Genomic DNA, 26,843 nt, shown 5'->3' on the forward strand with positions numbered 1-26,843 from the left:
GGACGTATGATGAAAAAAATATTCAAGGAAGTCGGCGCAATCTTGCGCAAGACTTGGGTCTGGACACTGCTGCTGGTGCTGTTCGTCGCGTTGCTGGTGTGGTTCGCCGGGCCGCTGCTGGCGGTTGATGACTACAAGTTCTGGGCGGGGCCGACCTCACGGTTGCTGACCATCAGCGTGCTCTTCCTGATCTGGGGGCTGGGCATGGTATTTGTCAGCTGGCGCGCGGGCGTGCGCAAAAAAGCGGTCGAGGCCAGCGAAGACGGACAGGGTCGTATCCGCCGTGAAGAGCAGATCGACGAAGAGCACCAGGAGTTGAAGGCGCGCTTCAAGGACGCGCTGAAGACCCTGAAGACGTCGAGCCTGTATCGCGGTCGTAGCGAACGCTGGCGCAGTGATTTGCCGTGGTACTTGCTGATTGGTCCGCAGGGCAGTGGCAAAACCAGCTTGCTGGACTTCTCGGGGCTTGAGTTTCCGATCAACAAGATTGATCGCAAACTGACCCGCGATACCCGCGGGACTCGACACTGCGACTGGTACTTCGCCGATCATGGTGTGCTGATCGATACTGCCGGGCGTTACTTTACCCAGGAGGATGCCCACGTCGATGGCAGTGCCTGGAGTACGCTGCTCGACCTGCTGCACAAACGCCGTCGTACGCGCCCGTTGAACGGTGTGCTGGTCACCATTGAAGTGGAGGCCCTGCTGAGCGGCAATGAACACAACCTTGAAGCCTTGGCCCGTCAGACACGCGCTCGGCTGCAGGACGTGCATCAGAAGTTGCATGTTGATGTGCCCATTTACCTGGTACTGAGCAAGGCGGATCGTTTGCTCGGTTTCGATGAGTTCTTTGATCAATTGAGCCGCGAAGAAAGTGATCAGGTGCTCGGCACCAGTTTTCGCAAGGAGCAGAGCGGCACTGATGTGAGCGTGCTGCGTACTGAGTTTGAAGCGTTGCTGCATCGTCTCAACAGCCAGGTGATCACACGCATCCATCAGGAGCGGGATACCCAGCGCCGTGGCCGGATTCTCGACTTCCCGCATCAGTTGGGGCAAATCGGCGAGCGTTTATGCCTGTTCGTCGATATGGCGTTCACCGGCAACCGTTACCAGCGTGCCAGTCAGTTGCGTGGCTTTTACCTGATCAGCGCACCGCACCTGAATGAGCCAATGGACGCCACCACCGCCGGTATCGGCGCCAACCTGGGGCTGAAGTCTGGCGTATTGCCGACCCTGCGCAGTGGCCGTTCACGCTTTATCCACCATTTGCTCAGCCGGGTCATTTTTCCGGAGGCCGATCTTGCAGGCCTGGACAAGCACGAGCGTCGCCGCATTCACTGGGGCCAGCGTGCGCTCTACGCGGGCGCGTTGGCCGCTCTGGCGCTTTTTGGCCTGCTCTGGTCGGGGGCTTTCTCTGCCAACCACGAGCGTTTGGAAACCCTGCGCAACCTGGCACACATCGGGGCACAGCAGCGCCTGAGCCTTGCCACCCCTGATGATGCCATGACGGAGCTGAAGACTCTTGACACCGATTATGCCGCGACTCAAGTGTTCCCGAAAAAAAGTGATGTGAGTTACCACCAGCGTGTCGGCTTGTATCAGGGTGAATATGTTAACCCGGTGGTCAAGAGCGCCTATGAGCGTGAGCTTGAAGGGCTGTTATTGCCACGGGTCGCGGCACAGCTGGAAGGGCAGATTCGCGCCAACATGAAAGATCGCGATCGTTTGCTCAACAGTCTGCGTGCATATCTGATGCTCAGTACACAGGATCGCCGTGACGCGTCCTGGCTCAAGGAGTGGGTCGCCAGCGAATGGTCCCGGCGTTACCCCGGCAACACCACGGTGCAAAACGGGTTGAACAGTCACTTCGCGCGCTTGCTCAAGCAGCCGTTTACTTATCAGCTCAATGAACAATTGGTGACGCAGGCGCGTCAGGTTTTGCGTCGTGAGTCTCTGGCCAGCGTCGTGTATCGGATGCTGCGCGAGCAGGCCCGTCACCTGCCGGAATACCGTTTGAGCCAACACCTCGGCCCGCAGGCGTCGTTGTTTGTCGGAACTGATTATGTCATCCCGGGTTTTTATACCCAGACCGGCTACCAGCAGTATTTTTCGGTGCAGGGGTCGACGCTGGTCACTGAACTCTTGAATGACAACTGGGTGCTCGGTGAGAGCTCGGGCCTCAGCGGCATGGACTTGCGTCGGCTGATGGTTGAACTCGAGCAACTGTATTTTCGCGACTACGCAAACTTCTGGGGTGAAGCGGTGGGCCGGGTCGCGCTGGCGGGTGTCGACGACTACAGTGACGGCGCCGAACAACTGGCGAGCCTGACGTCGGCCAATTCGCCTCTCCTTCAACTGTTGGTGCAAGTGCGTGAAAACACTCGCTTTCCAGTGCTGACGGATATGCCAGATGATGCCGTTGAGGCCGCCGGCAAGGTGGCCGACAAGGGCGGCAAGCTCGGTAAACTGTCGGTAGCCGCGGTGGGCAAGGCCTCAGACGCGGTGATCAAAAAGCTGCCGGATACGGCGAAGAAGGCGCTGCAAAGTCGCTTTGATTCGCTGCACCGCCTGCTGGATGACAACAACGGTCCAACCGCTGGTCTGACCCCGGCCCTGGCCGCCCTCAACGAACTGCAAATGCAGATGGCCAGCCTGGCCCGGGCCAGTTCGCCAGAACAGGCCGCGTTTGACATGGCCAAGGCCCGCATGAGCGGCCAGCGCGATGCACTGAGCAACCTGCGTAATGCGTCGGTACGCTTGCCACAGCCTGTAGGCGTGTGGTTCAACGAATTGGCCGAAGACGCCTGGCGTCTGGTGCTTGCAGACTCGGGTCGATATGTGAATCAGCGCTATCAAAGCGAAGTTTACAGTTTCTACAGTAAGGCGATCAGCAAGCGTTATCCGTTCAATGCCCATAGCGTCAGTGACGTGGCGATCAGCGACTTTCGCGACTTCTTCAAGGGCCAGGGGATTGCCGAGCGCTTCTTCGACAGCTACCTGCGTGCGTTTGTCAGCGGTGATCCGGGTAACTACCGCCTGCGCAGCGTCGATGGTCACAGCCTGCCGATCTCCAAGACCTACCTTGATCAGATGGCCGCCGCGCTTGTGATCCGCCAAAGTTTCTTCGCCGACAACCCGGCCGAACCTCTGGTGCAGTTCAAGCTGGAGCCTTACACCCTTGACCCGGCTGTCAGCCGTGCCGAGTTCAAGTTTGGCGACAAGGCCCTCGAGTATCGTCATGGCCCGATAGTGCCGGTGGCATTCAAATGGCCAACCGACGCTGAAGGCGGACGGACCAGCCTGGTGCTCGACAAAATGGCCGGCCGCCCGCTGGGTATCGAGAAGAACAGCGGCCCTTGGTCGTTGTTCCGATTGATTGATTTGATGCAGACCGAAAGTCTTACCGGGCGCGATGTCCTGGTGCTCAAGGCTGACATAGGTGGCCTGCGCGCTAACTACTTGTTGACCAGTCAACGCGCGCCCAACCCGTTCGACATGGCCGTGCTGCGTACTTTTCGCATGCCGGTGCAACTCTAATGTTGCACACCCGGCCCTGGCGTAGCGCTGCACGGACCGAAGCAGGCAAGGTTCGGGCGCGCAACGAAGACGCCTTCCTGGACGCACCCCAGCAGGGGCTGTGGGTGGTCGCGGACGGCATGGGTGGTCATCAAGGAGGGGACATTGCCAGTCAGTTGATCGTCTCCAGCCTGGCGCAATTGCCGGTGCAGGCAGATTTCGACGAGCGCCTCAAAGGTATTCGCCAGTGCTTGCACTGGCTCAACCGTCGTTTCGGGCAGGAGCTGACGGTGACTGCCGGACGCCGCGACAACATCATGGGCAGCACCGTGGTGGCGCTGCTGGTTGCGGGCAAACGTGCGGCCTGTATATGGGCTGGCGATAGCCGTTGCTACCTGTGGCGTGGCCAGCGTTTGTATCAACTGTCCAGGGACCATTCGTTGCTACAACAACTGATCGACGAACAACAGATGAGTATCGAACAGGCCAGCAACCATCCTTCAGCGCATGCCCTGACCCGTGCGATCGGGGCTGCCGAGCATTTGACCCTGGATGTGCTGGAGCTTGAGGTCTATCCCGGTGATGCATTCCTGCTCTGCAGCGATGGCCTGTACCAGGGGCTTGGCAGCGATGTTCTCGGCGACGCGTTGAGCCTGATCGCGCCACAGGTTGCGTTGGCGCGTTTGTTTGACGGTGCACTGCGTGGCTCGGCCCGGGACAACCTGACTGCGGTAGTAATCCGCCAATGAATGAACACATGCGAGCGATCGACATCCTGCCAGCAAGTGAAGAGCAGGGCAGCAACCTGACCTACTTTGCATTCGCCAAGCCGTGCACAGCTGAAGCTGTGATAGCGCCAACCAAGGCGGTCAGAGGGGAGCTACCCAAGGTCCTGGCAGGGCGTTACCGTATCGAGCGCCTGCTTGGCGCCGGTGGCATGGGCGCGGTCTACCGGGCGCGGGACCTGCTAAGTGAGCAGTTCGGTGAGCCAGCGCCGTATATCGCGTTGAAAATCCTCAGCGAAGACCTTGCCGACTCACCGGACGCCAGCGCCTTGCTTTACAGCGAGTTCGCCCTGACTCGATACCTGCGTCACGACAACATAGTGCGTGTTCACACCTTTGAAGTCGACAGTGATTGCCAGCGGGCCTTCATTACCATGGAACTGATGCCTGGCTTGACCCTGGACAACTTCCTTTGCGAACGACCCCATGGCCTGCCTTGGGATGAGTTGCGCGATATCACGCTGGCGTTGCTCGATGCACTGGCCCACGCCCATGCACGCGGGGTGTTGCATGGTGATGTGAAACCCAGCAACGTCATGCTCAGCGATGAGGGCATACGCCTGTTTGACTTCGGCCTTGGTCAGGCGCAGGAGGGCATATTGCCTGGCCTGCCGCAGCTGAGCCGCGAGCGTTTCAACGGCTGGACTTGCGGTTACGCGGCTGCGGAGTTACTCGAAGGCCAGCCACTGTCTGCCAGTGCCGATGTCTATAGCGTGGCGTGTGTGATTTATGAACTGTCGGGAGGCAAGCATCCGTTCCGCCGCTTGCCCTCGACCGAGGCTCGAAATCAACAGTTGGAGCGCGAGTTGCCAGCACCGCTCAACTTGCCAGGACATGTCTGGCCCGCCTTGCGTGCAGCGTTGGCTTTCGACGTGGCGGATCGAACGATCACTGCCAGGCAATTGCGTGACGCTTTTACCGTCACGCCATCCCGGCTGCAACGCTGGATGTGTTGGCGCAAAGGATGAGCATTTTTTACCAAGGCCATTCTCAAAGGCTCTCCGGATCCCCAAAAAACATTTTGACTGGGCTCTAGGGCGGTAGTTACAGCCTGAAAAAATAGAATTGTGCCCCCAGTTTTGCCCCCGTTCGCACCGGGTGTACAAGCGATCGCGAACGGCGATTTCCAACGGCCTCAAGTCTGGCAGTGCCTGGATCAGTGTATTTCGTTTGGGCTTCGGTGTGGGCTTGAGGTTTCTTCGCGTAAATAAGTCTAGGGTTGTTTGAGATGAAGGTTTGATCGGCCACTTCCATAGCGGCCAGCGGTGCGGTGGCGCCCAATGCCTGTGCTCGAGCATAACCTCGGGCATCACGCCAATCCGCAAGATGCGCAACCACTGTGTGCCGATGGGGCTTGGGGGACAGCTGGGCTTTCAACAATGACGCCGGCATGAGCGGTGAGGTGCACCAAGCCTAATCGGAGCAGGTCGGTTTCGGCCCCTATGCGATAACTGCGTGCGAAGCACAGGAATTTGGCAACCTGGGCCGCGCCAAGGATCTCAACTCTTAGAGTATTTCCGCCTTGGCCCCGTGCATATCTGCCTACCCCAGGTATGGGGTGCTAGGGGTCGAGTGTTCGAATCACTCCGTCCCGACCATATTATTCAATGACTTAGCCCAATCTGAAAAGGTTGGGCTTTTTCATGCCTGAAAAATACTCCCACATTTACTCCCACGGATATCTTGGATCTTAATAGCTTTACCATTTGAGAGGCTTGGTTGTGTTCGAGTCTCGTCCGCTGCGCCATATTTGCTTCCACTAAGGCCCACTTAACGCCTGGAAGCTACGGAAATAGCGGCCTTGAGCCGCTTTTAAGTGGGAGTTTTTGGCGAAGTAGCTTGATCAGGCTGCTTTTGAGCTCAACGACAGGACAGTAGTTGACCGAATCCAACAGTTTCTCAGCGATTGCGAGGTTAGCTGGCTTGTTGTCAAACTGAGTGAGCCAAAGTTTAGCCTTTTCCTGCTCCTTGAACTGTGGCATCGCGGTAATATCTATTGACTGTAAAGCGCCTAGTTTCGCCCCGTCTTCACCAATGGGTGCTGCCTAGGGCACAGAATAGTGAAATCAGGCGGGCGTTGCTTGCCCGAAAATTTCAATGCAAGCAGCCAGTGGTGTATGAGCGCCAAGGCCGCCGATCAGGGTAATGGGTCATCAGGCACGACCTGCGAGAAGCATTGGGCTCGTCCCTGGTGAACCTTGGTGATTTGGTATGCGTCCGGGCCTCCGTCTTGCGTAACTAAGCCGGTTACCATCTGTGCGGTAGCAACTCGGAAATATCACTCGCCCGCTACGTCGGTAGGCGCGTGAGTGCATCCTTCAGATGGCATACGGGTCATGCCCGTTGAACCGTGCCGGTTGGATCAGACTCATGAGCGCTACCGCTCGTTTGTCGCTGGGCAGTGAGCCGTCAAGTGGCCAATTCTTGCGACTCCGCGCCCACGGCCGGATCTGATTGTCGGGTTGTCAGGCACGGTTACCCTCATCCAACCCCCTAAGAACCGTGCATGCGAGTTTCCCAGCACACGGCTGAAGCCTCCACAAAAGCAATATTAACTAAGCGGGGTGCGGGGGGTCTTCCTAAAGGAGCATGTGTTCTGCTAAAACGAATAGCGATGGTAAAAGGCCATGACTTGGCCGTGTTCCCATATTGGGAATATAAATTGACGATGGCCGCTTTCCGACGTATTCTAATCCCAAATTGGGAACACATTTATGTATCTTTTTGGTAGGGACAAGCTCGAAAGCCTTAGGGGGCGAGAGAGGGCTACAGATCTTTGGGTGTCAGCCTGGCTTTCAGAGGTGTGCCATGCGGCGTGGGCCGGACCTGGGGATGTCTTGACGCAATTCCCAAAGGCACTAGAAATAGGCTCTGGTAAATACCGTTTTTCAGTGTCTTCAGGGCTGCATGTTATAGAGGTGTTTGTGAGCTTTCCGCAAAAAGTCGTTTTGATCACCGGTTTGGTAAATATAGAAGATGCAAATGGATACTAGGGTAATTCGCACAGAAGAGCAGCATAGAGCTTACTTGGATGAACTCCATAAGCTCATGACTCTTATGCCGACCCCTGGATCTGAAAACAGTGAGCGTCTTGAGTTACTTATCGTGCTGATAGAGGCATATGAGAGCAAACGCTATCCCGTGGAGCTACCTGATCCCGTTGATGCCATTATTTTTCGTATGCAAGAGAAAGGGTATAAACAGGCCGATCTTATACCCTATTTTGGAACGCGAAGTAGAGTTTCAGAGATATTGTCGAGGAAAAGACCATTAACTGTCCCGATGATCAGAGCCATCTCAATCGGGTTAGGTATTTCAGCAGAAACACTTATAGGTGTGGGTGATTCTGAAAGCCAAAAAACAAAAAATGACATTGATTGGTCCAGATTTCCCGTTAAGGAGATGATTGCAAGGGGGTGGATCCAAAAGTTTGCTGGAAAAGTATCGCGCTCAACTGAGGATATTGTTCAAGAGTTTATATCTCAAATTGGATGGCAGTTCGGGGATACGGCTTTCAAACGCTCACTTGCTGGGGATGCTTATTCACCCACAACTAAATATGCTCTTTATGCATGGCTTGTAAGGGTGATTCAGAAGTCTCGTGAAAAAAAATCTTCAATCGGTGTTTTTAGTGAAAGTGTCATGTCAGCTTCTTTTTTACAAGAAGTTGCTCGCTTAAGCTGGTTTGATAATGGGCCTTTGCTGGCGGTAGAGTTTTTGCAAAAAAGTGGTATCGCCCTGATAGTGGAGCCTCATTTGAAGGGCACATTGTTGGATGGGGCAGCTTTAAAGGATGTAGATGGACAACCTATAATTGGTATGACATTACGTCATGATAGGCTGGATAATTTTTGGTTTACGCTGTTGCATGAGCTTGCTCATTTGTGGAAGCACGTAGGAAAAAATGAAACCTTTCTCGATGATTTGGATGCTACATCTGAAGATAAGAGAGAAGCCGAAGCGAACCGCCTTGCTAGAGAGGCGTTTATTCCCCGTATTTTATGGCGGCGTAGCGAGGCATGCCTTGCTCCAAGTCGTGAAAATATAGATAAGCTATCAAGGGAGCTTAAAATTCATCCTTCTATTATCGCGGGTAGGATAAGAAGGGAGACGGAAAATTATCAGTTGTACAATGACCTGATCGGGCATGGGGATGTAAGACGTTTGTTTTTTAATACTTCAGAAGGTGAATGAAAATGCAATCAACTTATATTCCAATACTCAAGGCTAAAGAAGGAGAGTTAGACGCGTTAGGCTGCCTTTTTGAGAGCACAAGGAACAATCTTAAGCCTTGGTTTGACGTACCTCAGATTACAGACAAAGACAAGGAAAAGTTTAAAGGAAAGAATGTCTCAGTTGTAGAAGCGTTTCTTACAAATATTGCTCATGCCATCTCTAAAGTATGGAAGCACAGGGATGCTTATGTAGATTTGCCTCTATGGGCGCCTAACGCCCAGACTGAAGGTGGTGAACATGTAATCCAGTTTTTTTGTAAGCAAGCAGAACATTTTGGAGTGAGAGTTACTCCCGTTGTGGATTGTATGCGTTGGGATGATCCGATATATGTATACGCATTCAAAGGATTAACTCACAAGGCAGATAAGGAGGTCATTCTTAGGCTTGTGATGAATGTTGACTCTGCGGAAGAGATGGCCGAGGAAGATGAGTTTTTAGCCAGGCTGGAAGATATTGCAGCTACTCTTAACTATGATCCTCGTGCGACAGCAGTTATGATCGATTTTGGTGATGTCACATCCGCAAAGTATGAGATCCCAAAAATAACCACGCAGGCCGAGCGTGTAATTGAAATTTTTAGGCGTGCTGGGCATCAAAAATTTGTCGTCTCGGGTTGTTCAATAGGTGCTTATATTTCCTCGGTTGTTCCATTACCGAGCACAGAGAAAACAGTTCCTCGCAAAGAAATGCTTGCATGGAAAAGTATTGTTTCTCTGCAAGGCTTTAAAGATGTAGGTTTTTCCGATTATGGTGTGAGGGGTCCTGGCTCTCTAGTATCGGGTGGGGCAGGCAATCAGAACGGTAAAATTAGATATACCATTCAGGATGGCTACTTTATCGCCCGAGGCTATCAATTAAAAACTGGTGAGAAGGGTGGTCAATACTATGGCCTTGCCCAGAAAATTATCGATTCTGGATATTATGAAGGGCCGGAATTTAGCTGGGGTGACAAAGAACTCCTAGATTGTAGCCACTGGGCGTTTAGAGGGTTGGCATCAAAGTGGATTGCTATTGATACTACTCACCATGTTGAGTATGTTTTGAAGGAAGTTGAAGAGTTTAAAAGGCAGCGTGTTATTGTTGAGGCTAGATCAGTTGCTGGTGTTTGATTTGAGTTTTTTAAGGCGTTCTAATATTAATAATAAATTTAGAGGTGCTGAGTTTCTTGCTCAAACGGAGCATCTTTAGGGGGGCTTCTGCGATTATATCTGGATTTGCGTGTGATGGCTAAAGTACAAGACGGCTTCATAGCTTCCAACGGCAACACCAGTATGCCTGAACGAAGCCAATGTCTATTGGCTCAACAAGGCCTGGAATGATTTTCAGCGGTCTGAGTTGAGTATTTACCGATTAATCGATCGATCTATCGGTACCGCACTTGACCATCAAGCGACTACACCAAACAATCGAGACTCCAAGTCTGGAGGTCGTATAGATATGTTCATTGAGCGGCTCAATCTGATCAATTTCCGATGCTTCGGTCCTGAGGCGTTGACGATTGATCTCACGCCCGGTCTCACGGCATTCATAGGCGTCAATGGTGCAGGCAAGACCGCGGTGATGCAGGCGCTTCAGCGGCTCTTCGGCATCACCGGGGAGCATCGGCGTCTGAGGCTCCATGACTTTCATATTCCCGCCGATGAGACTGCTGCGCCGGTCCAGCGTACCTTTGTGCTTGAGGCAATCATCGCTTTTCCCGAACTGGAAAATGGAGGTGATGGGGTAGCTATTCCGGAGTTCTTCAACCAGATGGCCGCCGACGAAGCAGGCCGGCTGAAATGTCGACTTAGGCTTGAAGCAACCTGGACAGATGACGGATCACTTGACGGGTTCATTGAGCAGAAATATCGCGCAGTTCGTAACCTCGGAGAATTCAACGAGGCTGATTGCATTGAGCTGAAGGCTATCGACCGCAATCGCATCCAGATGATCTATGTGCCCGCATCGCGCGATGGCGCATCCCAAGTAACGGCCTTTCTGCGTGGACGTTTATGGCGTGCAATCAACTGGTCTCAGGGTGTTCGGGACACATTCTCCGAAGCCGGTGCCACACTGAATGGCGCCTTCGCCGGTGAGCCTGCTGTCGACCTCGTTGCAGCCGCTGTGCAGCGACGTTGGCAAGAGGTCCATAACGCAGGTACTGAAACGACTCCACTGTTTCGGCCAGTCGACCTGCGTTTTCAGGAGTTCATCCGAAAGGTCGAAGTAGTTTTCCATCCCGATATAGCAGGCCGTGAGCGCGCGCTCGACGAGCTGAGCGATGGACAGCGTTCGCTGTTTCATTTAGCGATGACGGCAGCAACGCTGGATGTCGAGGGCGGTATCGCCGATGACCCGGAGGCGGCTGGATTCCAGCCTGGCGGAGTGCCTCTGCCTGCATTGACGCTCATCGCGGTCGAGGAACCGGAGAACAATCTCGCTCCTTTCTACCTTTCACGCATCGTTCGGCAAATCGAAGATTTAACGAGCGGGAATCGAGCTCAGGCGGTTATTTCTAGTCATTCAGCGAGCATTCTTGCGCGAGTTGATCCGTCGCAAGTCAGGCATTTCCGTCTCGACCCAGCCAGCCGAACTGCCCGGGTTAGGGCTATTAAGTTACCGATCGGTCAGGAGGAAGCATCGAAATTTGTGCGAGAGGCCGTCCGCACCTACCCTGAGCTTTACTTCGCCCGCTTTGCGGTGCTTGGGGAGGGCGCCACCGAAGAAGTGGTGCTGCCACGCCTCGCCGAGGCGATGGGCTTCGACATAGATCGTTCCTTCGTTGCCGTCGTTCCCCTCGGTGGGCGGCACGTCAATCATCTGTGGCGTCTCCTGGCTGATCTCGACATCCCCTACGCGACGCTCCTCGATCTTGATTGGGGGCGTGACGGCGGCGGATGGGGCCGCATCAAGACAGCATGCGCCCAACTTTTAGAAAATGGTGTTTCGCCGCAGGCAATCTTCGCACAGCCAGACCCTGCGGGGCCTGCATCAAATCTGGCTGTCTTTGATACGCACCTAATAACAGACTTCGTCGGTTTGACTAACTGGGCCACTTCATTGCGACGATTCAACGTGTTTTTCTGCTCTCCTCTGGATCTTGATTATTCGATGATGCGTGCCTTTCCTGCTGCGTACCAGGTTCTTGAGCCCGGTCGACTGGGGCCGTCGCAACGGGGTGACCCACGTACGGCGGTGCTGGGCGACGAAGGTCAAGGCTACCTCTATGGTGCAGACCAAGATCAACTCTTGCGATGGTATCGCTATCTTTTCCTTGGGCGTGGTAAGCCCAGCACGCACGTCCGTGTTCTTAGTGCGCAGACATCCCAGGATTTAACAGCAGGCGCTCCAGAGGAGTTGCGGGCGATTCTGACATCCATTGCTGCCCGTCTAGCGCCACCTGTACCACCCGCACCGCCAGTGCTTTGATCATGCCAATCATCCGATCACAAGATTGGCGACCACGAGGTATAGATGACCTTGAGCCTGACGCGTGGCGCGCATTGCGCCAAGCCGGCTCGACCTGCGTTATAGCCGGTCCGGGCGCAGGAAAGACCGAGTTTCTCGCACAACGCGCCGTTTACCTACTCGAAACGGGGTTATGCCCAGCGCCTTATCGCGTCCTGGCAATCTCCTTCAAGAGCGATGCGGCAGAAAATCTCGCCACACGGGTTCGCAAGCGGTGTCCGGCTGAACTGGCTAACCGCTTTACTTCGCTCACCTTCGACGCCTTCGCCAAAGGCTTGGTTGATCGGTTCTTGTCAGCTATTCCCGCTCACTGGTGTCCGACCCGTCCATACGACCTCGTATTCCCCACTCGTCGGCAGAAAGAGGGGTTCTTGAACCTTTCCAGCAACACTGCTCCCCCGCAATGGCGGACTGAGATCGCGGGCTTTCACGCTGAAAGTTTTGAAGCTCGCCATGTCGGTGCCTACCGTCTCCCTATCACGCAACAAGCGCCGCAATCGGGTGCGGAGTTCATCATCCAGCGCTGGTTGGCAGGACAGCTAGCAACGCAGCCCCGGTCCACCCTCACATTTGTAATCATCAATCGATTAGCTGAATTGCTCTTGCGTTCCTGCCCGCACATACGGCGCGCACTCCAGTTGACCTATCCGTTCGTCTTTGTGGATGAATTTCAGGACACAACCTTCGCGCAGTACGACTTCCTGCTCTCGGCATTTAGCGGCGGCGAAATTGCTGTGACGGCGGTCGGAGATGACAAACAACGCATAATGACTTGGGCTGGTGCACGAACCGATGCCTTTGAGCGGTTTGCGATAGATTTTGCTGCTACTCGCATTCAGCTACTTTTCAATTTCCGATCCTCGCCAGATCTCGTCCGAATCCAGCATGTCGTCGCAAGAGCGCTAGATCCCCATAGCGCGCTCACTGTGGCCCAGGCTGTGCGGCAGGTCGACGGCGATGTCGCCCAGGTTTGGAATATTCCGACGATTTCGCGCGAAGCCGAATACCTTGCGCGGTGGCTCGCGACCGATATGGCAACGCGCGGCCGTGCACCTCGAGATTACGCAATCTTGGTCAAGCAAAAGTCCGACGATGTCGAGGCCGATCTTGCTGCGACGTTTGCCCAAGCGGGCCTACGACTGCGAAATGAAAGCCACTCACTCGGACGTACGACTCTGCAGGATCTACTCTCAGATGAGTTCGCTAGAATTGCGATCGGCTTATTTCGACTCGGTTCAACGCAGCGCGCTCCGGACGCATGGCAAATATGCTCTGCTGCACTCTCGGCAGTGCGAGCGTTAGCGGACGGTGACGACATCACCGAAGCACGCACTGACGCCGAGCTCACAGCCTTCTTGGCGACGATGCGAGCGGAGATGAGAAACACTCCCCCGACGGAGGTGAGTGTCACGACCCTCGTAAACCGAGTACTGGCATTCCTGGATCTCTCAGCAGTAGCGCGAACCTACCTTGAATATTCATCAGGCGATCTGCTCGCAATCATGGTCGAAGCCTTCCAGTTGCATCTCGCCGCTTCGGCGAGGGGGGCTGCGAACTGGACGATCTGTCTGGATGCCTTTGAGGGCCTCGAGCAAATTCCACTGATGACCGTCCACAAGAGCAAGGGACTCGAATACGACACCATTGTCTTCGTCGGCCTTGATGATCATGCTTGGTGGGCACACACACCGGGTAACGCCGAAGGCCTTGCAACTTTTTTCGTGGCACTCACACGCGCCAAGCAGCGCGCGATCTTTGCTTTCTGTCGAGAGCGCGGCCAGCGGCGTCGTGTGGCCGAGCTGTATCAGCTTCTGAGCGACGCTGCCGTTCCCGAGATCACTACAGACTAGTGCCGCGCCTCAAATGGTAGGCGTCATGGTCCAATCCAATCAGTTGGGGGCCAAGGTGCGTAAGTTTGCGTGCGCAACTGGGTGGCATTGTTGATTGCCTGATGCCGTCGTTGTTCTAGAAGTGCCAATAACTCCGGGCTGGTGATACCTAAGGTGGTGAACCGCCTCTGCAGGATGGAGTAAGTATCGGCGAACTGTCCGTTCCATTTGTCGATACAGATCTCAAGGATGGAGGCGAGATGCGGACCATGAAGGTCGATGCCGGGCATACCTTCTTTTAATGCTGCTGTGAATCTCAACAAGGCCCCATCTTCCTTGAACACCTCCCAGAATCCTCGTTGATCCTGTTTCTCTACTAGCCAATCGTCCAACTCGCTAAGATCCCGCAGGATCACCGGCCCCAACACCAGTACTTTTTTCAGCCAACGTTCTCGCGTCTGTGGATCGGGCGCCCGACCCAATAGCAGCTTCCAGCTCTGTGGCAGAGGGTTCCCTGAGCGCGAAGTGACCCGAATCAGAATGTCGAGAATTCGTTCGCTGTCAGAGGTGGCATTTGCCCGGATCAGACGTGTCACGACTTGGTCTGTCTCATGCCAACCTTCGCTGGCCAAATGCTCCCACATGTCATTGAATAAGGCATGCTCTGGTAGGCTCGCAATCAGTTCGAAAACAGGCATCCAAATGTGCGAATTGGCTCTACCGATACCGAGCTGACCCAAAGGACCTCTGACGCCGTAAAATATGTCCATCACCGCCTCAAGTAGTGGCAGTGGCAGCTGTTCTACAAGCTGTTTTGGTGAGGAATCGACCGTCAATCCCGAAGGAAGAATCTGGTGCAGTACAGAAGACGGGGTTTGACTTAGCATCAGCAACGCCGCAGATATCCATCGGCTGTCCGGGCGTGGTTCGAGACAAACTTTCATAAGCTTCTGATGCTCAACATCTGTCAGCTGCTCAACGTGGTGTATCAAGTCTGCAGTGAACGCCAGTACCGCTCCCGAGTCCTTGAAGGCGAGCAGGTGTTCAATGCGCGACTTTCTCAGCTCTGGATGCATCCTTGTGGCATGCATCAAAATCTCGACAACACCTAGGGCAAAGTCTGCAGGAATACGCTGATCGTGAAGCATGCGCTCGAGCCAACCGGTCCAGGCATCGCAGATGTCGATCATCTCGGCAGGTTGCAGATATTTTGTTGACTGAAGACAAACATCGTGGAGCCGAGCGTCAACGATTGGTGCGTTGTGTGGGAGCGAGCTCAATGCAATCGGCATCAGCGTGGCAAAGATCCGCCAGGGAGTCTGCTTTCCCGTGTGCTCCACACGACCGAATAGCAGCAACTTCGCGATGACGACTGTTGCTGCGCTGGGGACGCCAACTTGTCTTGCCAAGCCTTCCAGAATTAGCGTTCGCCGCGGTTCTGTCCATTGGTTCCAGCCTTTAACCGTTCCTTTAAGAGCTGCAAGCGCTACCAGTGGATGGTCCTCGCGGAAAATGCGCAGTATGACCTCGTCGTCGTCCGCTCGCGGAAACTGCAGCCACAGTTCGACTGCTTCCGCGCGAATTACGGCCTCATTGAAACTAAGCAAACGGCCCATGCTGCCTAAGGTCATGGTTTCCAGGTTGTCTTTGTAATAACTGAGCACTCGAGCTGCCTGCTCAGGCGTTGGTAACGGGCTGTCCTTAGCTCCCCATAGGTCTAGCTCTCCCTCGTCCAGTGACGGCTTCGCTCCCCAGTTCCCAAGGTTACGAAACCCCTGTCCGGCCTCGTCTGACAGGCGCGCCTCACCGTTACGCCATTCCATGTCATCGAGGGTCAAGTAACTGACTGCTGACACCCACTGAGGTAGCCGATGGCGTACATCAGCCTGAAGTACGCTCAGGTGGCGAAGTAGAAAGTTGAAACAAAGGTCACGAGTCGAAGGAAAGACCGATTTCAATCCACGCTCGGCGTAGTCGACTATTTGCTGGCGAGCCTCAGGCAGTTGAACGAGGCTCTGGAAAACCCAATCGAGGTTACGTGCAGTGGCGCGAGATGTGCTTGGTATCCAACAGAATAAGCCTTGGGCAATCACTTTGGTGACCCGGTCGACGTTGAACGAATTGACGTCGTCGAGACTAGCCTCTGCAGCCGAGCGATAAAACGGGTGACTGAACGCAATATTTTTTTGTGCAACTACCTCAATGATCCTCTTACTGGCCAGCGAGGCGAGTTGTGCCTCTTTGTCCCTGTCTTGAGGAATGGATGGCATTGCAAGTTGCTCTAACGGAATACCGAAAAGATCATCGAACAGTGAACCTGCGGCTAAGATCGCGGCTTCTGAGTCCTCGTTTTGTTTGTCCACCAAAACGGCCAGCATCTGTGACGAAATCGGCTCGCTGACACTGGAGGCGACAGACATTCCCAATAGGATGCTGCTAAACCCTTGCTCCGTGAGAGCGTGTCCGAGGCTAGCTGCATCGACCCTCGCGAAACGGTATAGGTTGTCCAGGTCACAGCCTCCCTCATACTCGTAATGGTGGCTGGCCAAGTGGAGCAAGCAACCGGGCTCTAAATCCAAGGCCCCTTGGTCAACAGCATTTTGCACGTATGAGCGAATGGGATCGGGGACTTGCTCCGTAGATGCAAACTGACTCCACAGCTGTCCCTTGAAAAGGCTGCCGGACTGGCCCAGATCCCACCATTGGTGACCTGCCGTTTTCAGAAGATTCAAGTTCGCTTTGCGACTGGCGGTCAGCAGATGGTTTTCCACTTGGGCGACGATCAGTTTTCGCCGAGTTCCTCGGCTTAACTCGATTGTCAGTTGCTCGAGTCGACGAAGGACCCTTACCGGCTCGACCACCGAATGCGTTCCACCGAGAGGGTCGTCCAATACCACCAACCGACTCGCTGTACCTGGTTGCGATAGAAATCGTTCTGCGTCGTCGATATCAGAGTACCGTCGTACTTCATACCCGAGCTGCTCGAACTCTGCAGCGACCCAGCGCGCAGAAGAGGTTTTACCGACTCGTGGCAAGCCCGAAAGCAGCAGTACGCCATGACGAGACAAGTGAGTGAACCATGCCTGCTCCTGGCCACGTGCGACATAGTCCGTGGGGCGGATGCTCAGGGGAGCAATGGTGTTGAGCAATGCGCGTACTTTTGGGAATGAGTCGATCAGGTGGGTAAGGCTTTTCGATGCGCTAACGATCTCCCGTAGCTCAAGAATAACCTGGTCAATTCGATCATCAGGGACACGCCAAGACCGCCTCAAATGTTCGGAGCAGCTCGCTAGCAAAGAGTTGTTGCTCACCCGTTCAAGGATGATCAGCCGTTGAAAGGCATCGCGTATTTCCGATGTTGAAAGCTTCCCGGCCAGCGTCAGGCAGTGATTCTTGCGCTTGATTGCCAAGTCCTTATCGTCCTCATGGGGCGAAGAACAGCTGGACCATACATCAATGAATGCCTGGGCATCCGTCACCTTGATCGGCTTTCCGTGACTGGCGCCCAACCAATCAGGTGCCACGGAATAAAGCGCCGTCTGATCATCGCAACGACCGGAGACTATGAACAGCACGGTAAGCTCTGGGTCGTCCAATAAACGCTCGAGCAAGGTGCCGTTACTTTTCCGTGGTGGGCAATGAGCCAGATATTTGGCAATGTCCAACAGCTTGACCGGTAGCTCCGACCCTTTGATTTGGATTTCTACCCGGCGGCCTGTTGCTGTGCCATCAAATCGGATCTCCCCGTCCTCTCCACCCAGAGGTTCGACGTAAAAGTTCGCTTGAGTTTTGTTTTCGAAGCGCAACATCATTTCCAGGCAGGCCAAATCCTGAAAGTTGAACTTCTCGGGTGCAGTGATGGCGATGGTCATGGAGATGGTTTACCGACGAAAAGTCTGAACAGTGACAACGTCACGGTTGTCGCGGGAGCGATTTTGATCGCTACAGAGCATACAAGTCGGTGGGCGGACTTGAAACCCGAGATGGGGTCTCTTCCTGCAAAACATTTAGGTCGTCTGTCAAGATCATCATATCTCTTCTAACGATTGCTCTTGCCGTGCCGGTGATCTGCATCCTGACGTGGTACCTCACCAAGAGTACTTCCGGATTTATCACCCAGCGTCTTGGATAACGAAGGCGTCGATGAGGCAGTCTCGCGCTTCGACCCGAAATGAGATCCTTGGGGGATTTAAGCTTTCTCAATTTTAAGAAAGGGATTATCGGGTGGTATCCATTCAAAAAATAGCTTCGGTTCCTCAATCAGATATCCCTTCAAAGTGGCTGTTTTCCTGGGGCCGTGCACTTGGCACGTCCAGATATTCAGACCGTCCTCACGCTTCCTGTGGATCTTCAGTTTTTCAAACTGCTTCTGTACCCAGCGCCATTTTTCAGTTTCTTGATCGGCCCCCTGTGAGATACCAGGAAACTCCTGCGCGTAGCGTTGGAAGAGGCCAGGTGTGACCAGTAATACGCTGCCACTCACCGTGTGGATTTTGGCCTTGCTGTCATTGATGATCAGCTTATGGCTGAGGATGCCTTCCTTGAGCCAATTCAGGAATGCCTGACCAGGGTTGTCCGATGGGGGATTTGAGATTTCGAGGGTGCCTGCTGACGATGCGTTGCTGGCCTCAGGCTCTTCCAGCTCGAACATATCCAACAACGTTCCGAGATAGTCAGCGTCTTCTATCGCCCTGGGATCTGCCAGCGAAGAGCTTTGACGCGATCCTGTACTGACAGTCTCGGGCGCTGCTGGTGATGCCGGAGTGTCAGTCGGGTGGTCATCGAGTGCCACGCTCACCGTTCCGCTGAAAGTTTCGGGGCGGTCTTCGCTTCCCCAGATTAATGCCGGCTGAAGCCTTAGAAAGGTGAAGCTCTGCTGCCAGTTTCCCTGTGCCACGAGCGCGGTCCAGATGGCTTTGCCTTCGGGGGTAGACTCGACCAGCCCATGCGATTGTAGTTCGTCGAACACCGCGATGTTGGATGAGGGAATGCCCTCTATCGCTTGCGACAGCAGATAGGCTCGCAGCTTGTCCGTGACCGTCTTGCTGACCAGCCAGAGTGCGTCCTGGGTCAGCCATCCCGCGGCACCCGGCTGGTTGAGTTTCAGCTCGTGCTGAACCAGATGACGCAGTCCGCTGATCAAGTGATGTTGCAGCGAATGAATCGGCGCTTGCAGCGCCTTGCTCGGGTTACCACCGATGTTCTGTGCGGTGGAAACTCGGTCGGCCTGCATCACCAACTCACCGAGCACGCCGGCACGTTCGTACTGGCCCGCCAGGACATACAGCAGACTGGCCCACAGTGGCGGAAATCCACTGAGCCAATCGAGGATTGGGCGGTCGAGAATTTGGGTGTAGAGCAAGCCTGCGGCGGCGCCGTGCAGGTGGTAGTCACGACCCTTGATGTAACGAAAACGGTAGGGCTGATCCAGGGAGCCCTGCCAAGGATGCCAAACACGGCCATCCTGGCGTTCGACCAGCAGGTCCACGGCGATCTTGCCGATGTCATGCAGCAGGGCGCCATAGGCGATGCCAGCCGACCAGGCATCGGTCTGGGCGGCTTGGTCTTCGGGCGCGGCGCCGGTGGGAAGCAGATACGACTGACGCAGTTTCAAACTGCAAGCGACCAGCTCCAGGCCATGGTCGAGCATGCCACCGAGATACGCATGGTGGTGCGTCTCGCTGGCCGGGAGTTGCTGGACCTGTTCGGCGTAGCGATGGATCGGATTTAAGTAGAGCTGGGTGAATTGGACGTGGGAGAGGGCGGTGTATTGCCAGATGCGATCGAGTAACTGACGGCGGTGCTCCACTGCTAAGAGGGTATGGGCTGACTCGATGGACAGGTAACCTTCGGCGACGTTGACGGTCGGTGGCGGAGGGGGCTTCTGCCTTTTGTGGCGAAACAGACTGAGCATCGTGACCTCCGGAAGTGGCTGGGTCATCGGCCTTTTAGCCTTTTCGGATAGCGCTCTTACCCTTGAGTGCCCATTCCCTTCCAACCCTTACCCGTCCTTTTGGCTCGTGTCCCTTTCTGCGGCAATCGGAATATTGATACTGCTGGATATCGTTTTGTTGGGGGCTAGTACGGCAAAGAAAAGAGTCGGTACACTGCGGTGCATATTTTTTGGGCCTTACCATGAACCTCACTGACGCTACGCTCGTGCTGCTGCTCGCGGCACGTATCCATGGGACCGACGAAGCCGTCAGGGCCTCGGCGAAGAGCGTGGTCAAGAAGTTGCCGCGCAGTAAGCGCGATCTGATCTACAAGGTGATCGACAGCCAGAGTCCCCTCGAGCTGGTGGATTTTCTGGCGCAGAACCTGGATGCGGATTGACATGCTGCGGGTGTGCGCCCCTCTCTTGTTCATTGCGTGAGGGGCCCAAGGCGTGATGCCTTCTGTTTTCTGGAAACAGAAAAAAGGGCTCAACTCGCGTTGGGCCCTGTGAAGCGATTGCAGCGGTGAGGTAACGATTAAGCTCCATCGTTCATGCATAGCGAATCAACTAGGACCGCTTGCTTCAGTTGCTGCTCCAGGTTGAGCACATACTCCGATGCGCTTCGGGCGTGACCACTGGCGCGAAAGATCGCGCGTTTGTCAGCCTTGAGCAGGCCGAGCCAGGAGTCGATGTAGCCCTCGTGCCGCAGCTCCCCCCGTATACCGGCGTAGGCACATAAAAAAGCAGCGCCCATCTCGGCGATCAACTCCTCAAACACGTAGCCTGGCGAGCCGAAAGGACAGGATGACGTCACACCCTCGCGTTGCAACCGAGAGTGATGCCCAGTCCAGTGCGTCAGCTCGTGAAGTGCAGTGGCGTAGTATCCACCCTCGTCTTGAAACTGCGCTTTTGTCGGCAGATGGATGAGATCCCTGATCGGGTGGTAAAAGGCTTCGTTGGCAGATCGATGAACGATGTGTGCACCCGAACTTAACAGCAGATTTTCCGCAGCGCTGTTGGGCTGGAAGGGATCACTCTGTTCCGTCTCGAGCAGGGTTTCATTGAGCATTTCGAGCCCCTCCGTTTGCTCGATGTTGAACAGGAAATGCGTCCGGAGAATGCCAAAGTGAGTGACCTTGAGCTGACCGTTTTCATCGAGTACGGGTTGGCCTGACTCGCTTTGCTCCTCACGCTCCATCGGCTTGTAGAGCACCGCCAGGGTACTGTGCTCACCCTTACGGATGTGCCCACCGGTTTTTTTGGCTTGGTTGAAGGTCAGCCAACGATCTTGAGTGAATCCCTGCAACCTGGCCTCGGCCCAAAGCAACGGTAAATTGATGCCCGAGTAGGGACGACGCGTGATGGCATTGATGGGGTAGGGTTGATGACCGATGTAAGCTGAGCCACTTGAGGACCAGGGTTTGATCCAGGGGGCAACGCCTTGGTCCAAAGCGGCAACGATCTTGTCAGTCACGTCTTGGTAGATATCGCGCATGGCATTTTCCTCGAGAGAAAACGAAGGAACGCCTTACCCGTCGGGGAGGGTTCCCCGATTGGGTGTGGGTGGATTGATGCAGGTCTTGCATGCCGTCTGAGTGTGGATCTGAGCGTCGAGTACAGTCGTGTGCACTCAGCGCTGGTGCTCTCCTACAAGAGCGATCAGCAATGCGCCAGGCTGGTCCGGCTCTTGGAGTAGGCTGAGACTCAATTGCAGCAACGGATCATGGTCTAAGTGATCTGTTGGTTGAATGTGTACTACCTCGAACAGTACATAGGGCTCGTGTGGAGAGGCGAGGTGAGCCTCGAAGGCTGCGCGCAATACGTGGCTCAGCCGATCGACCTTCAGCTTCTCAGCGTGATCTGAACACTCGAGCAGTACTGCGCGTTGCCACGCGCCAGGAGTGAACACGATGGGCAACCGAAGGGTGTTCAGTGTTTCCGGTGTAAGTAAGTCGGGCATGGTATGTCTCCGTTGAATACGCGAAGAAACCTGTCCCGTGCGGGGAAAGATTTCCCCGCAGTGGGTTGAAGAAAATCAAGAGGGCTTACCTCACGAGCAGCGCTCGAAAGGCGCTCAGAAGAGCAGTAGGCGTTCATCACCGTAGAAACGGTCACCGTGCGAGCCACCGAACGCTAATCGCACTTGGGGAGAACCATCACCGAAGTGAACGTAGCCTTGAAGGCTCTGGCTACCTGGGAAGGTGCTGTCGATAACAGCGATCCATACCTTGTATTTAGCCGGACGATTTGTATGGGTCAATGACTGTAGAGACGCTGTTTCACGGAGCTTGTCTTCTGTCTTCCAGTGAAGATTTTTCGGCTGGGGCAAACTGATAAACGGTCAGGCACGGGCCGATTTCAGTAGTACGCTATTACTCCTGTCTCAATCATGAAAACGCTCAGAAGAGGGCGAGAACATGCAGACGCAGAATCCCGTTCAAGTTTCCCGTGCCCACCGCTGGGTCTACACATGTGGCATGTCGGTAAAGCGTGGTTACCGTAAGTTGAAAACGTTTGAGTACCGCGTGGTTGAGCGTGCGGTGACGGCAGGTATGCCCGCAGGTAAATTACTTGTTCGCGGGAGTTTTTTGATTGCCAAACTGGCATTGATCGGAGGATTGCTTTTTGTCAGTGCTTGGATGGTTACTTTCATTGTGATGATGCTGGCTGTCACTACTTTGCTATGGCTCAGAGTTTTTATTGGTGCCGATCAACAAGAGAAAAATCCAGGGCCAGACTACCTAGGTGCTGACCTCTACATCGGTGACTTCGACGACAATGGGCATTATATAGGCGACAGCAAGTCATCTAATTGAGCGCTTAGCAGCACCCAATATTTGATCCGCACCTTTGCTCGCTGAGTCACTTGCAGCTTTGCTACCGTTCGCCAACATACCTTGAATCCCGTTGCCGACTGAATATCCTGCCCAGCTCATGGCTCCTAGAAATAGCATCGGCAGCACGATGAACATCGCCCCCATCACATACTCAATTACCTGCGCCGTGACAGTCCCATCCATAAACCCGGATGTGGGCAGCGATAACAGCACTTGATTGGAAGCCGAAACTTGGTTGTACAAGGTATCGAGCATGCTGGAGTCGACCCAGCGCGCCAGCTCCCACCAGAAGGTCAGCATGTGTAAGGTGAACAGTGCGAACGTCACTGTCATGACGGTCTTCAACTGATAGGTACTGACCAGCAGGATCAACGGCAAGCTGATGATGACGCCCATGATGAGGAAGGCCTGCACCATTGGCAGAGCGGCGCGTAGTGCATTCATTGCCGGGAAGTTGCTGAAGGAGCCGAGGGCCAATCCGGTATTGGTGGCCAGGTTATTAAGCCCCTGATTGATCGAGCCGCCACGAGCGCTGGAACCATAGTCCTGGTACACCTGTCCGGGCGACATGGACATCGATTGCTGGCGCGGGCTGACCAACTCACGGAGGGTGGCATCCTCTATCTCGTTGCCCGAACGGCCAGTCAACCAACCGTTCAACTGAGTCAGCAGCGAAGGATCGACCTGCTCGATCAAGCGCCCGCGCAAGCCGACACCGCTGTCGCTCCACCACTGCTTGCAGGTGGGGTAGCCCGCGCCATTCTCTAACCGAGGCAAGGAAACATCGCGGTTTTCATCATAGGGCCAGTTGACGCGCGGCCTGCGTGAACGATCCGTATCGTAGTAGCCGGGCGTATCGAGAAAAAAGTTTGAGCCGATCCAGGACGCGTCGTGACTTTGTGCCTTGTCCAACTGCGGACGGTTGGTGAACAGCCGAGAGCGGGAATAGCCATAGCAGTCGCGGGTGAAGTCGGCGACTTCCTGCAGCAGTACCTGGTTGTCGATGCGCGAACTGTCGATCTCCATGCGCATCTGCCGGATATCCGGTGCGCAAGGGATAGACGCAGTCACGCCTTTGCTCAAGGCATGCACCAGAAACCACCAGATCGGCACATTGGCGGAGCGTTCGCCGATAGTATTGAAGGTCGTCCCCCAGGCGGTTTCCGTCGGTTTGGCCACACTCACGCCGCAGCGCTGACTCGCCGCATCATCGAACGCCATCGATGCGAGGCTCAACGGAAAGACCGGCGCGCAACCGAACAACACGACTATGTAGGCCAACCACAATCGGTTCTCGATCCGCGGCACCGAGAGCAGTCCCTTGTTGCCTTCATCCGCGCCTTGCTGACGGGCAGACAACCACTCCTGCAAGATGATTGCACCAAAGGGCGCAGCGAATAGCCCGGTGTCGGACAGGACGCTCCAGAGGCCGTTGTTGATGATCCAGGCCAGCAGGGAGAGGTAAAACTCCAGGTAGCTGTTGGTGCTCATAAGCATGGGGGTGACCTCACAGTCGGGTGAGTTCGACGCAGGTAAAGAGCACGAACCCTAATGCCCCTATGCGTTGCACGCGTAGTCGATCCTGTGGTCGATGTCGGTAGCGTCGAAGCAGGTTCCACCAGAGGGCAAAGAGGGCGCCGTAAAGTAGGGTGCGCCACCCCCGCAGATAAGGTCGTGCGGATTCGAATGCCTGCTGCCAGGCCTCGAAACTACCCAGCGCAGTGCAGCCGATCCAGGCGACCAGTGCGGCGGTCAGGATCATCACCGCGGCAATCCCCAGACTCGAAAGCAAAGTGAATAGCGGTGAGCGTTTCACAGCTCACTTGCGCCTGGCGTCAGCATTATTCAGTCGACCGGGCTCGGGGTCGCCTTGCTCGACGGTGCGCGAAGCATCAGCACCGCCGGCATGCCGATCGAGCACCAGGCTGGCGGTGTTGGTGGCCAACATCTGCCGGACCTGCAGTTCGGTTTGCAGCAGGCGTATTTCGCGCTCCAGAGCGTCCATGTTTTTCGTCAAGGCGGTTTGGGCCGGCTTGGCGGAAGCAATGTTCGGTTCGTGACTGCCCGCCAGTAACGTGCGCAGTAGCAGCAGTGCCTTATCGAGTACGCTGGATAGGGCCGTCTCGCTGGCCAGGCGTCTCGCCAGCAGATCCTGGTCGGGATCGTCGCGCAAGGCTTCGATCACGCCACGGGTCACCGGCAGCATTGGGCTCGAGGCTTTAGCCAGGTTGTCAGGGGTAGGCGACAGTGAACCGGACAGCAGCCCTTGCAGGCCCTTGAGACCTTCGCTGTAGGCCTCCTGGATTAGCGGCGTCAATCCGCTGCCCGCGGTTGCACGCAGGGTTTCGCAGCTGTCGCAGGTCGAGACTTCGCTCTCGCCCAGCACGCGAACGGCCCATTCGGATTCCTCCTGGGGCGAGGTCCATGTCTGGCAAATAGCCCCACCCAGGCAATCGCCGCTACTGATTGAGGCACTGTCATCCACCGACCGGTTATGCAGCAGGTTATAGCCTGCGCGCACTACGTCGGCGGTCACTCGGATGGGTGTCTGCCCGCTACCTCCAGCCTTCTGGCCGCCGACCCAGGACACCCCATTGTTGCCGTTATGGGTCTCGGTGTTTTTTACCGCCGCCACCGCATCACCGCCGGTTTGCTCCAGATTGCCCTGCATTTCCTCGTTCTTGGCCAGCGCACCCCAGCCGGCTTGACCGACCTTGTCCGCCATCTTCTCGGCCATGGCTTGGCAGGTCAGTTTGGAGCGATCGAAGTCGATACGCCCTTGCATCACCCCGTTACTCAACAACTCGTAGAGGCCGGGGTTGGCGCGCTGGATGATCAACGCCGGCAGCGACATCACCGCTTGGGTCGCGTTCTGCACGATGCTGCCCATGATCTGCTGGAAACCTTCGGTGGCGCCGTTCAGCTGGTTTTGCAGGGTGTTGGTGAGGCTCATGTTTCCGCACATCATGTTTGCTCGCCAAGAGCCACCGACGCCGAGACCGCTGGGTCGGTAGAGCGAGCTTGGTGAGCCGACTGCCGAACCGCCACCGATGGTGTACATCACCCGGTCATCGAGCACTTCGCCTTGAGTGCCCAGGCGGTAATCGCCCTCGGCGGCGTGGACATGGAGGACAACGGTCAGCAGTCCGTAGAGCAACAGACTCACCACGCCCAACCATGGTCGTGCGAGAAACCGACTCATGACGCACCGCCTTCGAAGTCGATGCTGAACAGAAAGGTGTGCCCCTCGCGCTTGCAGCAGGTGTAGGGACGCCACAACGACCAGGCGTAGCCGCCATCCGCACTCTGTACCGGATCACTGGGGAAGATGGCGCATGTCGGTTGAACCTGAGGGTAGAGCAATTGCCATTTGTGGGTCGAAGCGTCGTTTTCAACGATCGGGCCGGGTGGCCAGTAGCCGTCGCGTTTGGCGGGCGTGAGTGGTAAGTACACATGCGGCTGCCAGTTGCGGGTAATCACATCGCCCGCCCGTTGCGCCATGACTGCGGCCGCCTTGAAATCGTCGGGCTGTACCAGAAAGCCTTGGCGGGGATAGACGTTGCCCCACATGTTTCCCGAAGCCTGACGACCGATTTCTCGTATCCCCGGCATGAGAGCTTCGGGGTAAAAGCTTTCCGGGATGCCATGGCGCCACGCCAGCGAGTCCAAGGTGCTCAGGTAGTAGGGTATGAAAGCAGTTGCACCACTGGCGCAGGCATAGCCAGATTGCGAAGCCAGTTGCGTTGCGATCCAGCCACCGGGGTGGCCGATGCCATCGACGTTCTTGAAGCGGGGCAGGTTGTCGCGGTGAGTGTTCGGGGTGATTAGGTTGCCGCCACCTTCCGCACCGCTGATGGGATAGGAGAGGGTGGCCATTTCGGTCCAGGAGTTATTGCCGGTGGTGGCGTAGCTCGAGACCACCAGCTCAGGAATGAAATGACGAACCTTGGTCGAGGTTTTGACTGTGCAGCCGAAGGGCGTGCAGAGGAGCCAGAAACAAATGCCGACGACCCTATATTCGAGACAATTTGGCGAAAGCACGGAAGACGTGATGCTGCCGGTGTCCAGAGCCATGCTTGGACCGCACGCTAGCAGGACGCTCAGCGCAAAGGGCCGTAGCTTTGTGGGCGGGATTGAGGAGCAGGCAACAAGCATGATCCAAGCTCTCGGTGGTTGGCCTGGGCAGCGTCGGTTACGGATTGAATACTGTCAGCGGTAATTATGAAGGCGGATCTATCGGATTTGTGAGACGTAAGAC

General features: G+C 55.5%; 17 protein-coding genes and 1 pseudogene. 9 read left to right on the plus strand and 9 right to left on the minus strand.

The window, feature by feature from the left end; translation table 11 throughout:
• The first annotated feature begins 9 nt into the window (after positions 1-9).
• The 3 genes from tssM to ACZRMH_RS10935 are packed head-to-tail and all read left to right on the plus strand — an operon-like array spanning position 10 to position 5,269.
• Positions 10-3,537, plus strand: a complete 3,528-nt coding sequence (gene tssM, locus ACZRMH_RS10925; RefSeq protein WP_464013448.1) for a type VI secretion system membrane subunit TssM — start codon at positions 10-12, stop codon at positions 3,535-3,537.
• The gene (locus ACZRMH_RS10930; RefSeq protein ID WP_464013449.1) at positions 3,537-4,265 is read left to right on the plus strand and encodes a PP2C family protein-serine/threonine phosphatase; all 729 of its coding nucleotides are present in this window, start codon (positions 3,537-3,539) and stop codon (positions 4,263-4,265) included. The genes tssM and ACZRMH_RS10930 overlap by 1 nt, the downstream gene beginning before the upstream one ends.
• On the plus strand, positions 4,262-5,269 hold the full coding sequence (locus ACZRMH_RS10935; protein ID WP_464013450.1) for a serine/threonine-protein kinase: 1,008 nt from the start codon (positions 4,262-4,264) through the stop codon (positions 5,267-5,269). The genes ACZRMH_RS10930 and ACZRMH_RS10935 overlap by 4 nt, the downstream gene beginning before the upstream one ends.
• Positions 5,270-6,590: 1,321 nt before the next feature.
• Here the strand turns inward: ACZRMH_RS10935 and ACZRMH_RS10940 are convergent.
• Positions 6,591-6,760: pseudogene (locus ACZRMH_RS10940) on the minus strand (IS66 family transposase); the annotation flags it as partial.
• Positions 6,761-7,283: 523 nt separating this feature from the next.
• Here ACZRMH_RS10940 and ACZRMH_RS10945 point away from each other — a divergent pair.
• From ACZRMH_RS10945 to ACZRMH_RS10960, 4 genes are all read left to right on the plus strand, one after another.
• Positions 7,284-8,495 carry an ImmA/IrrE family metallo-endopeptidase gene (locus ACZRMH_RS10945; RefSeq protein ID WP_102879539.1) on the plus strand — a complete coding sequence of 404 codons (1,212 nt, stop codon included), beginning with the start codon at positions 7,284-7,286 and terminating at the stop codon, positions 8,493-8,495.
• A gap of 2 nt (positions 8,496-8,497) precedes the next feature.
• Positions 8,498-9,646, plus strand: coding sequence for a beta family protein (locus tag ACZRMH_RS10950; protein ID WP_157815126.1), 1,149 nt, complete (start codon positions 8,498-8,500; stop codon positions 9,644-9,646).
• Positions 9,647-9,974: 328 nt separating this feature from the next.
• On the plus strand, positions 9,975-11,945 hold the full coding sequence (locus ACZRMH_RS10955; protein WP_102879538.1) for an ATP-dependent nuclease: 1,971 nt from the start codon (positions 9,975-9,977) through the stop codon (positions 11,943-11,945).
• 2 nt (positions 11,946-11,947) lie between these two features.
• Positions 11,948-13,834 (plus strand): UvrD-helicase domain-containing protein, encoded by a 1,887-nt coding sequence (locus ACZRMH_RS10960; RefSeq protein WP_102879537.1) that lies wholly within the window; start codon positions 11,948-11,950, stop codon positions 13,832-13,834.
• A 23-nt stretch (positions 13,835-13,857) separates the two neighbouring features.
• Here ACZRMH_RS10960 and ACZRMH_RS10965 read toward each other — a convergent pair whose 3' ends face one another.
• Both ACZRMH_RS10965 and mobH read right to left on the minus strand, forming a co-directional pair.
• Entirely contained in the window at positions 13,858-17,685 is a 3,828-nt protein-coding gene (locus ACZRMH_RS10965; RefSeq protein WP_102879536.1) for an nSTAND3 domain-containing NTPase, read from the minus strand.
• A 317-nt stretch (positions 17,686-18,002) separates the two neighbouring features.
• On the minus strand, positions 18,003-19,727 hold the full coding sequence (gene mobH, locus ACZRMH_RS10970) for a MobH family relaxase (protein ID WP_102880071.1): 1,725 nt from the start codon (positions 19,725-19,727) through the stop codon (positions 18,003-18,005).
• Between the two features lie 221 nt (positions 19,728-19,948).
• Here mobH and ACZRMH_RS10975 point away from each other — a divergent pair, with 221 nt between their 5' ends.
• A complete protein-coding gene (locus ACZRMH_RS10975) occupies positions 19,949-20,146 on the plus strand; it encodes a DUF7740 domain-containing protein (protein ID WP_102880070.1) in 198 nt (65 codons plus the stop codon).
• Between the two features lie 137 nt (positions 20,147-20,283).
• On the opposite strand, the gene ACZRMH_RS10980 is transcribed toward ACZRMH_RS10975, so the two are convergent.
• Positions 20,284-21,243 (minus strand): ArdC family protein, encoded by a 960-nt coding sequence (locus ACZRMH_RS10980; RefSeq protein ID WP_102879535.1) that lies wholly within the window; start codon positions 21,241-21,243, stop codon positions 20,284-20,286.
• Between the two features lie 135 nt (positions 21,244-21,378).
• Entirely contained in the window at positions 21,379-21,708 is a 330-nt protein-coding gene (locus tag ACZRMH_RS10985) for a hypothetical protein (RefSeq protein ID WP_102879534.1), read from the minus strand.
• A gap of 457 nt (positions 21,709-22,165) precedes the next feature.
• Here ACZRMH_RS10985 and ACZRMH_RS10990 point away from each other — a divergent pair, with 457 nt between their 5' ends.
• On the plus strand, positions 22,166-22,564 hold the full coding sequence (locus ACZRMH_RS10990; RefSeq protein ID WP_102879533.1) for a DUF3742 family protein: 399 nt from the start codon (positions 22,166-22,168) through the stop codon (positions 22,562-22,564).
• Here the strand turns inward: ACZRMH_RS10990 and ACZRMH_RS10995 are convergent.
• From ACZRMH_RS10995 to ACZRMH_RS11010, 4 genes are read right to left on the minus strand one after another with little or no spacing between them, the layout of a single operon-like run.
• Complete coding sequence (locus ACZRMH_RS10995) at positions 22,553-24,082, minus strand: conjugal transfer protein TraG N-terminal domain-containing protein (RefSeq protein WP_464013451.1); 1,530 nt, start codon at positions 24,080-24,082, stop codon at positions 22,553-22,555. The two genes, ACZRMH_RS10990 and ACZRMH_RS10995, sit on opposite strands and share 12 nt — an antisense overlap.
• 10 nt (positions 24,083-24,092) lie before the next feature.
• Positions 24,093-24,401 carry a hypothetical protein gene (locus ACZRMH_RS11000; protein ID WP_102879531.1) on the minus strand — a complete coding sequence of 103 codons (309 nt, stop codon included), beginning with the start codon at positions 24,399-24,401 and terminating at the stop codon, positions 24,093-24,095.
• Positions 24,402-24,404: 3 nt separating this feature from the next.
• The gene (locus tag ACZRMH_RS11005; RefSeq protein ID WP_102879530.1) at positions 24,405-25,787 is read right to left on the minus strand and encodes an integrating conjugative element protein; all 1,383 of its coding nucleotides are present in this window, start codon (positions 25,785-25,787) and stop codon (positions 24,405-24,407) included.
• The gene (locus ACZRMH_RS11010) at positions 25,784-26,740 is read right to left on the minus strand and encodes a TIGR03756 family integrating conjugative element protein (protein ID WP_102879529.1); all 957 of its coding nucleotides are present in this window, start codon (positions 26,738-26,740) and stop codon (positions 25,784-25,786) included. Before ACZRMH_RS11010 ends, ACZRMH_RS11005 begins: the two co-directional genes overlap by 4 nt.
• Between the last annotated feature and the right edge of the window lie 103 nt (positions 26,741-26,843).

This window comes from Pseudomonas sp. B414 (genome assembly GCF_055408445.1).

Coding starts and splice junctions, on each gene's coding strand:
- ACZRMH_RS10975 (WP_102880070.1), top strand. CDS start 19,949: ATGAACCTCACTGACGCTACGCTCGTGCTGCTGCTCGCGGCACGTATC.
- ACZRMH_RS10930 (WP_464013449.1), top strand. CDS start 3,537: ATGTTGCACACCCGGCCCTGGCGTAGCGCTGCACGGACCGAAGCAGGC.
- ACZRMH_RS10950 (WP_157815126.1), top strand. CDS start 8,498: ATGCAATCAACTTATATTCCAATACTCAAGGCTAAAGAAGGAGAGTTA.
- ACZRMH_RS10985 (WP_102879534.1), bottom strand. CDS start 21,708: ATGCCCGACTTACTTACACCGGAAACACTGAACACCCTTCGGTTGCCC.
- ACZRMH_RS10990 (WP_102879533.1), top strand. CDS start 22,166: ATGCAGACGCAGAATCCCGTTCAAGTTTCCCGTGCCCACCGCTGGGTC.
- ACZRMH_RS10955 (WP_102879538.1), top strand. CDS start 9,975: ATGTTCATTGAGCGGCTCAATCTGATCAATTTCCGATGCTTCGGTCCT.
- ACZRMH_RS10945 (WP_102879539.1), top strand. CDS start 7,284: ATGGATACTAGGGTAATTCGCACAGAAGAGCAGCATAGAGCTTACTTG.
- ACZRMH_RS11005 (WP_102879530.1), bottom strand. CDS start 25,787: ATGAGTCGGTTTCTCGCACGACCATGGTTGGGCGTGGTGAGTCTGTTG.
- ACZRMH_RS10965 (WP_102879536.1), bottom strand. CDS start 17,685: ATGACCATCGCCATCACTGCACCCGAGAAGTTCAACTTTCAGGATTTG.
- ACZRMH_RS10995 (WP_464013451.1), bottom strand. CDS start 24,082: ATGCTTATGAGCACCAACAGCTACCTGGAGTTTTACCTCTCCCTGCTG.
- tssM (WP_464013448.1), top strand. CDS start 10: ATGAAAAAAATATTCAAGGAAGTCGGCGCAATCTTGCGCAAGACTTGG.
- ACZRMH_RS10960 (WP_102879537.1), top strand. CDS start 11,948: ATGCCAATCATCCGATCACAAGATTGGCGACCACGAGGTATAGATGAC.
- ACZRMH_RS10935 (WP_464013450.1), top strand. CDS start 4,262: ATGAATGAACACATGCGAGCGATCGACATCCTGCCAGCAAGTGAAGAG.
- ACZRMH_RS11010 (WP_102879529.1), bottom strand. CDS start 26,740: ATGCTTGTTGCCTGCTCCTCAATCCCGCCCACAAAGCTACGGCCCTTT.
- mobH (WP_102880071.1), bottom strand. CDS start 19,727: ATGCTCAGTCTGTTTCGCCACAAAAGGCAGAAGCCCCCTCCGCCACCG.
- ACZRMH_RS10980 (WP_102879535.1), bottom strand. CDS start 21,243: ATGCGCGATATCTACCAAGACGTGACTGACAAGATCGTTGCCGCTTTG.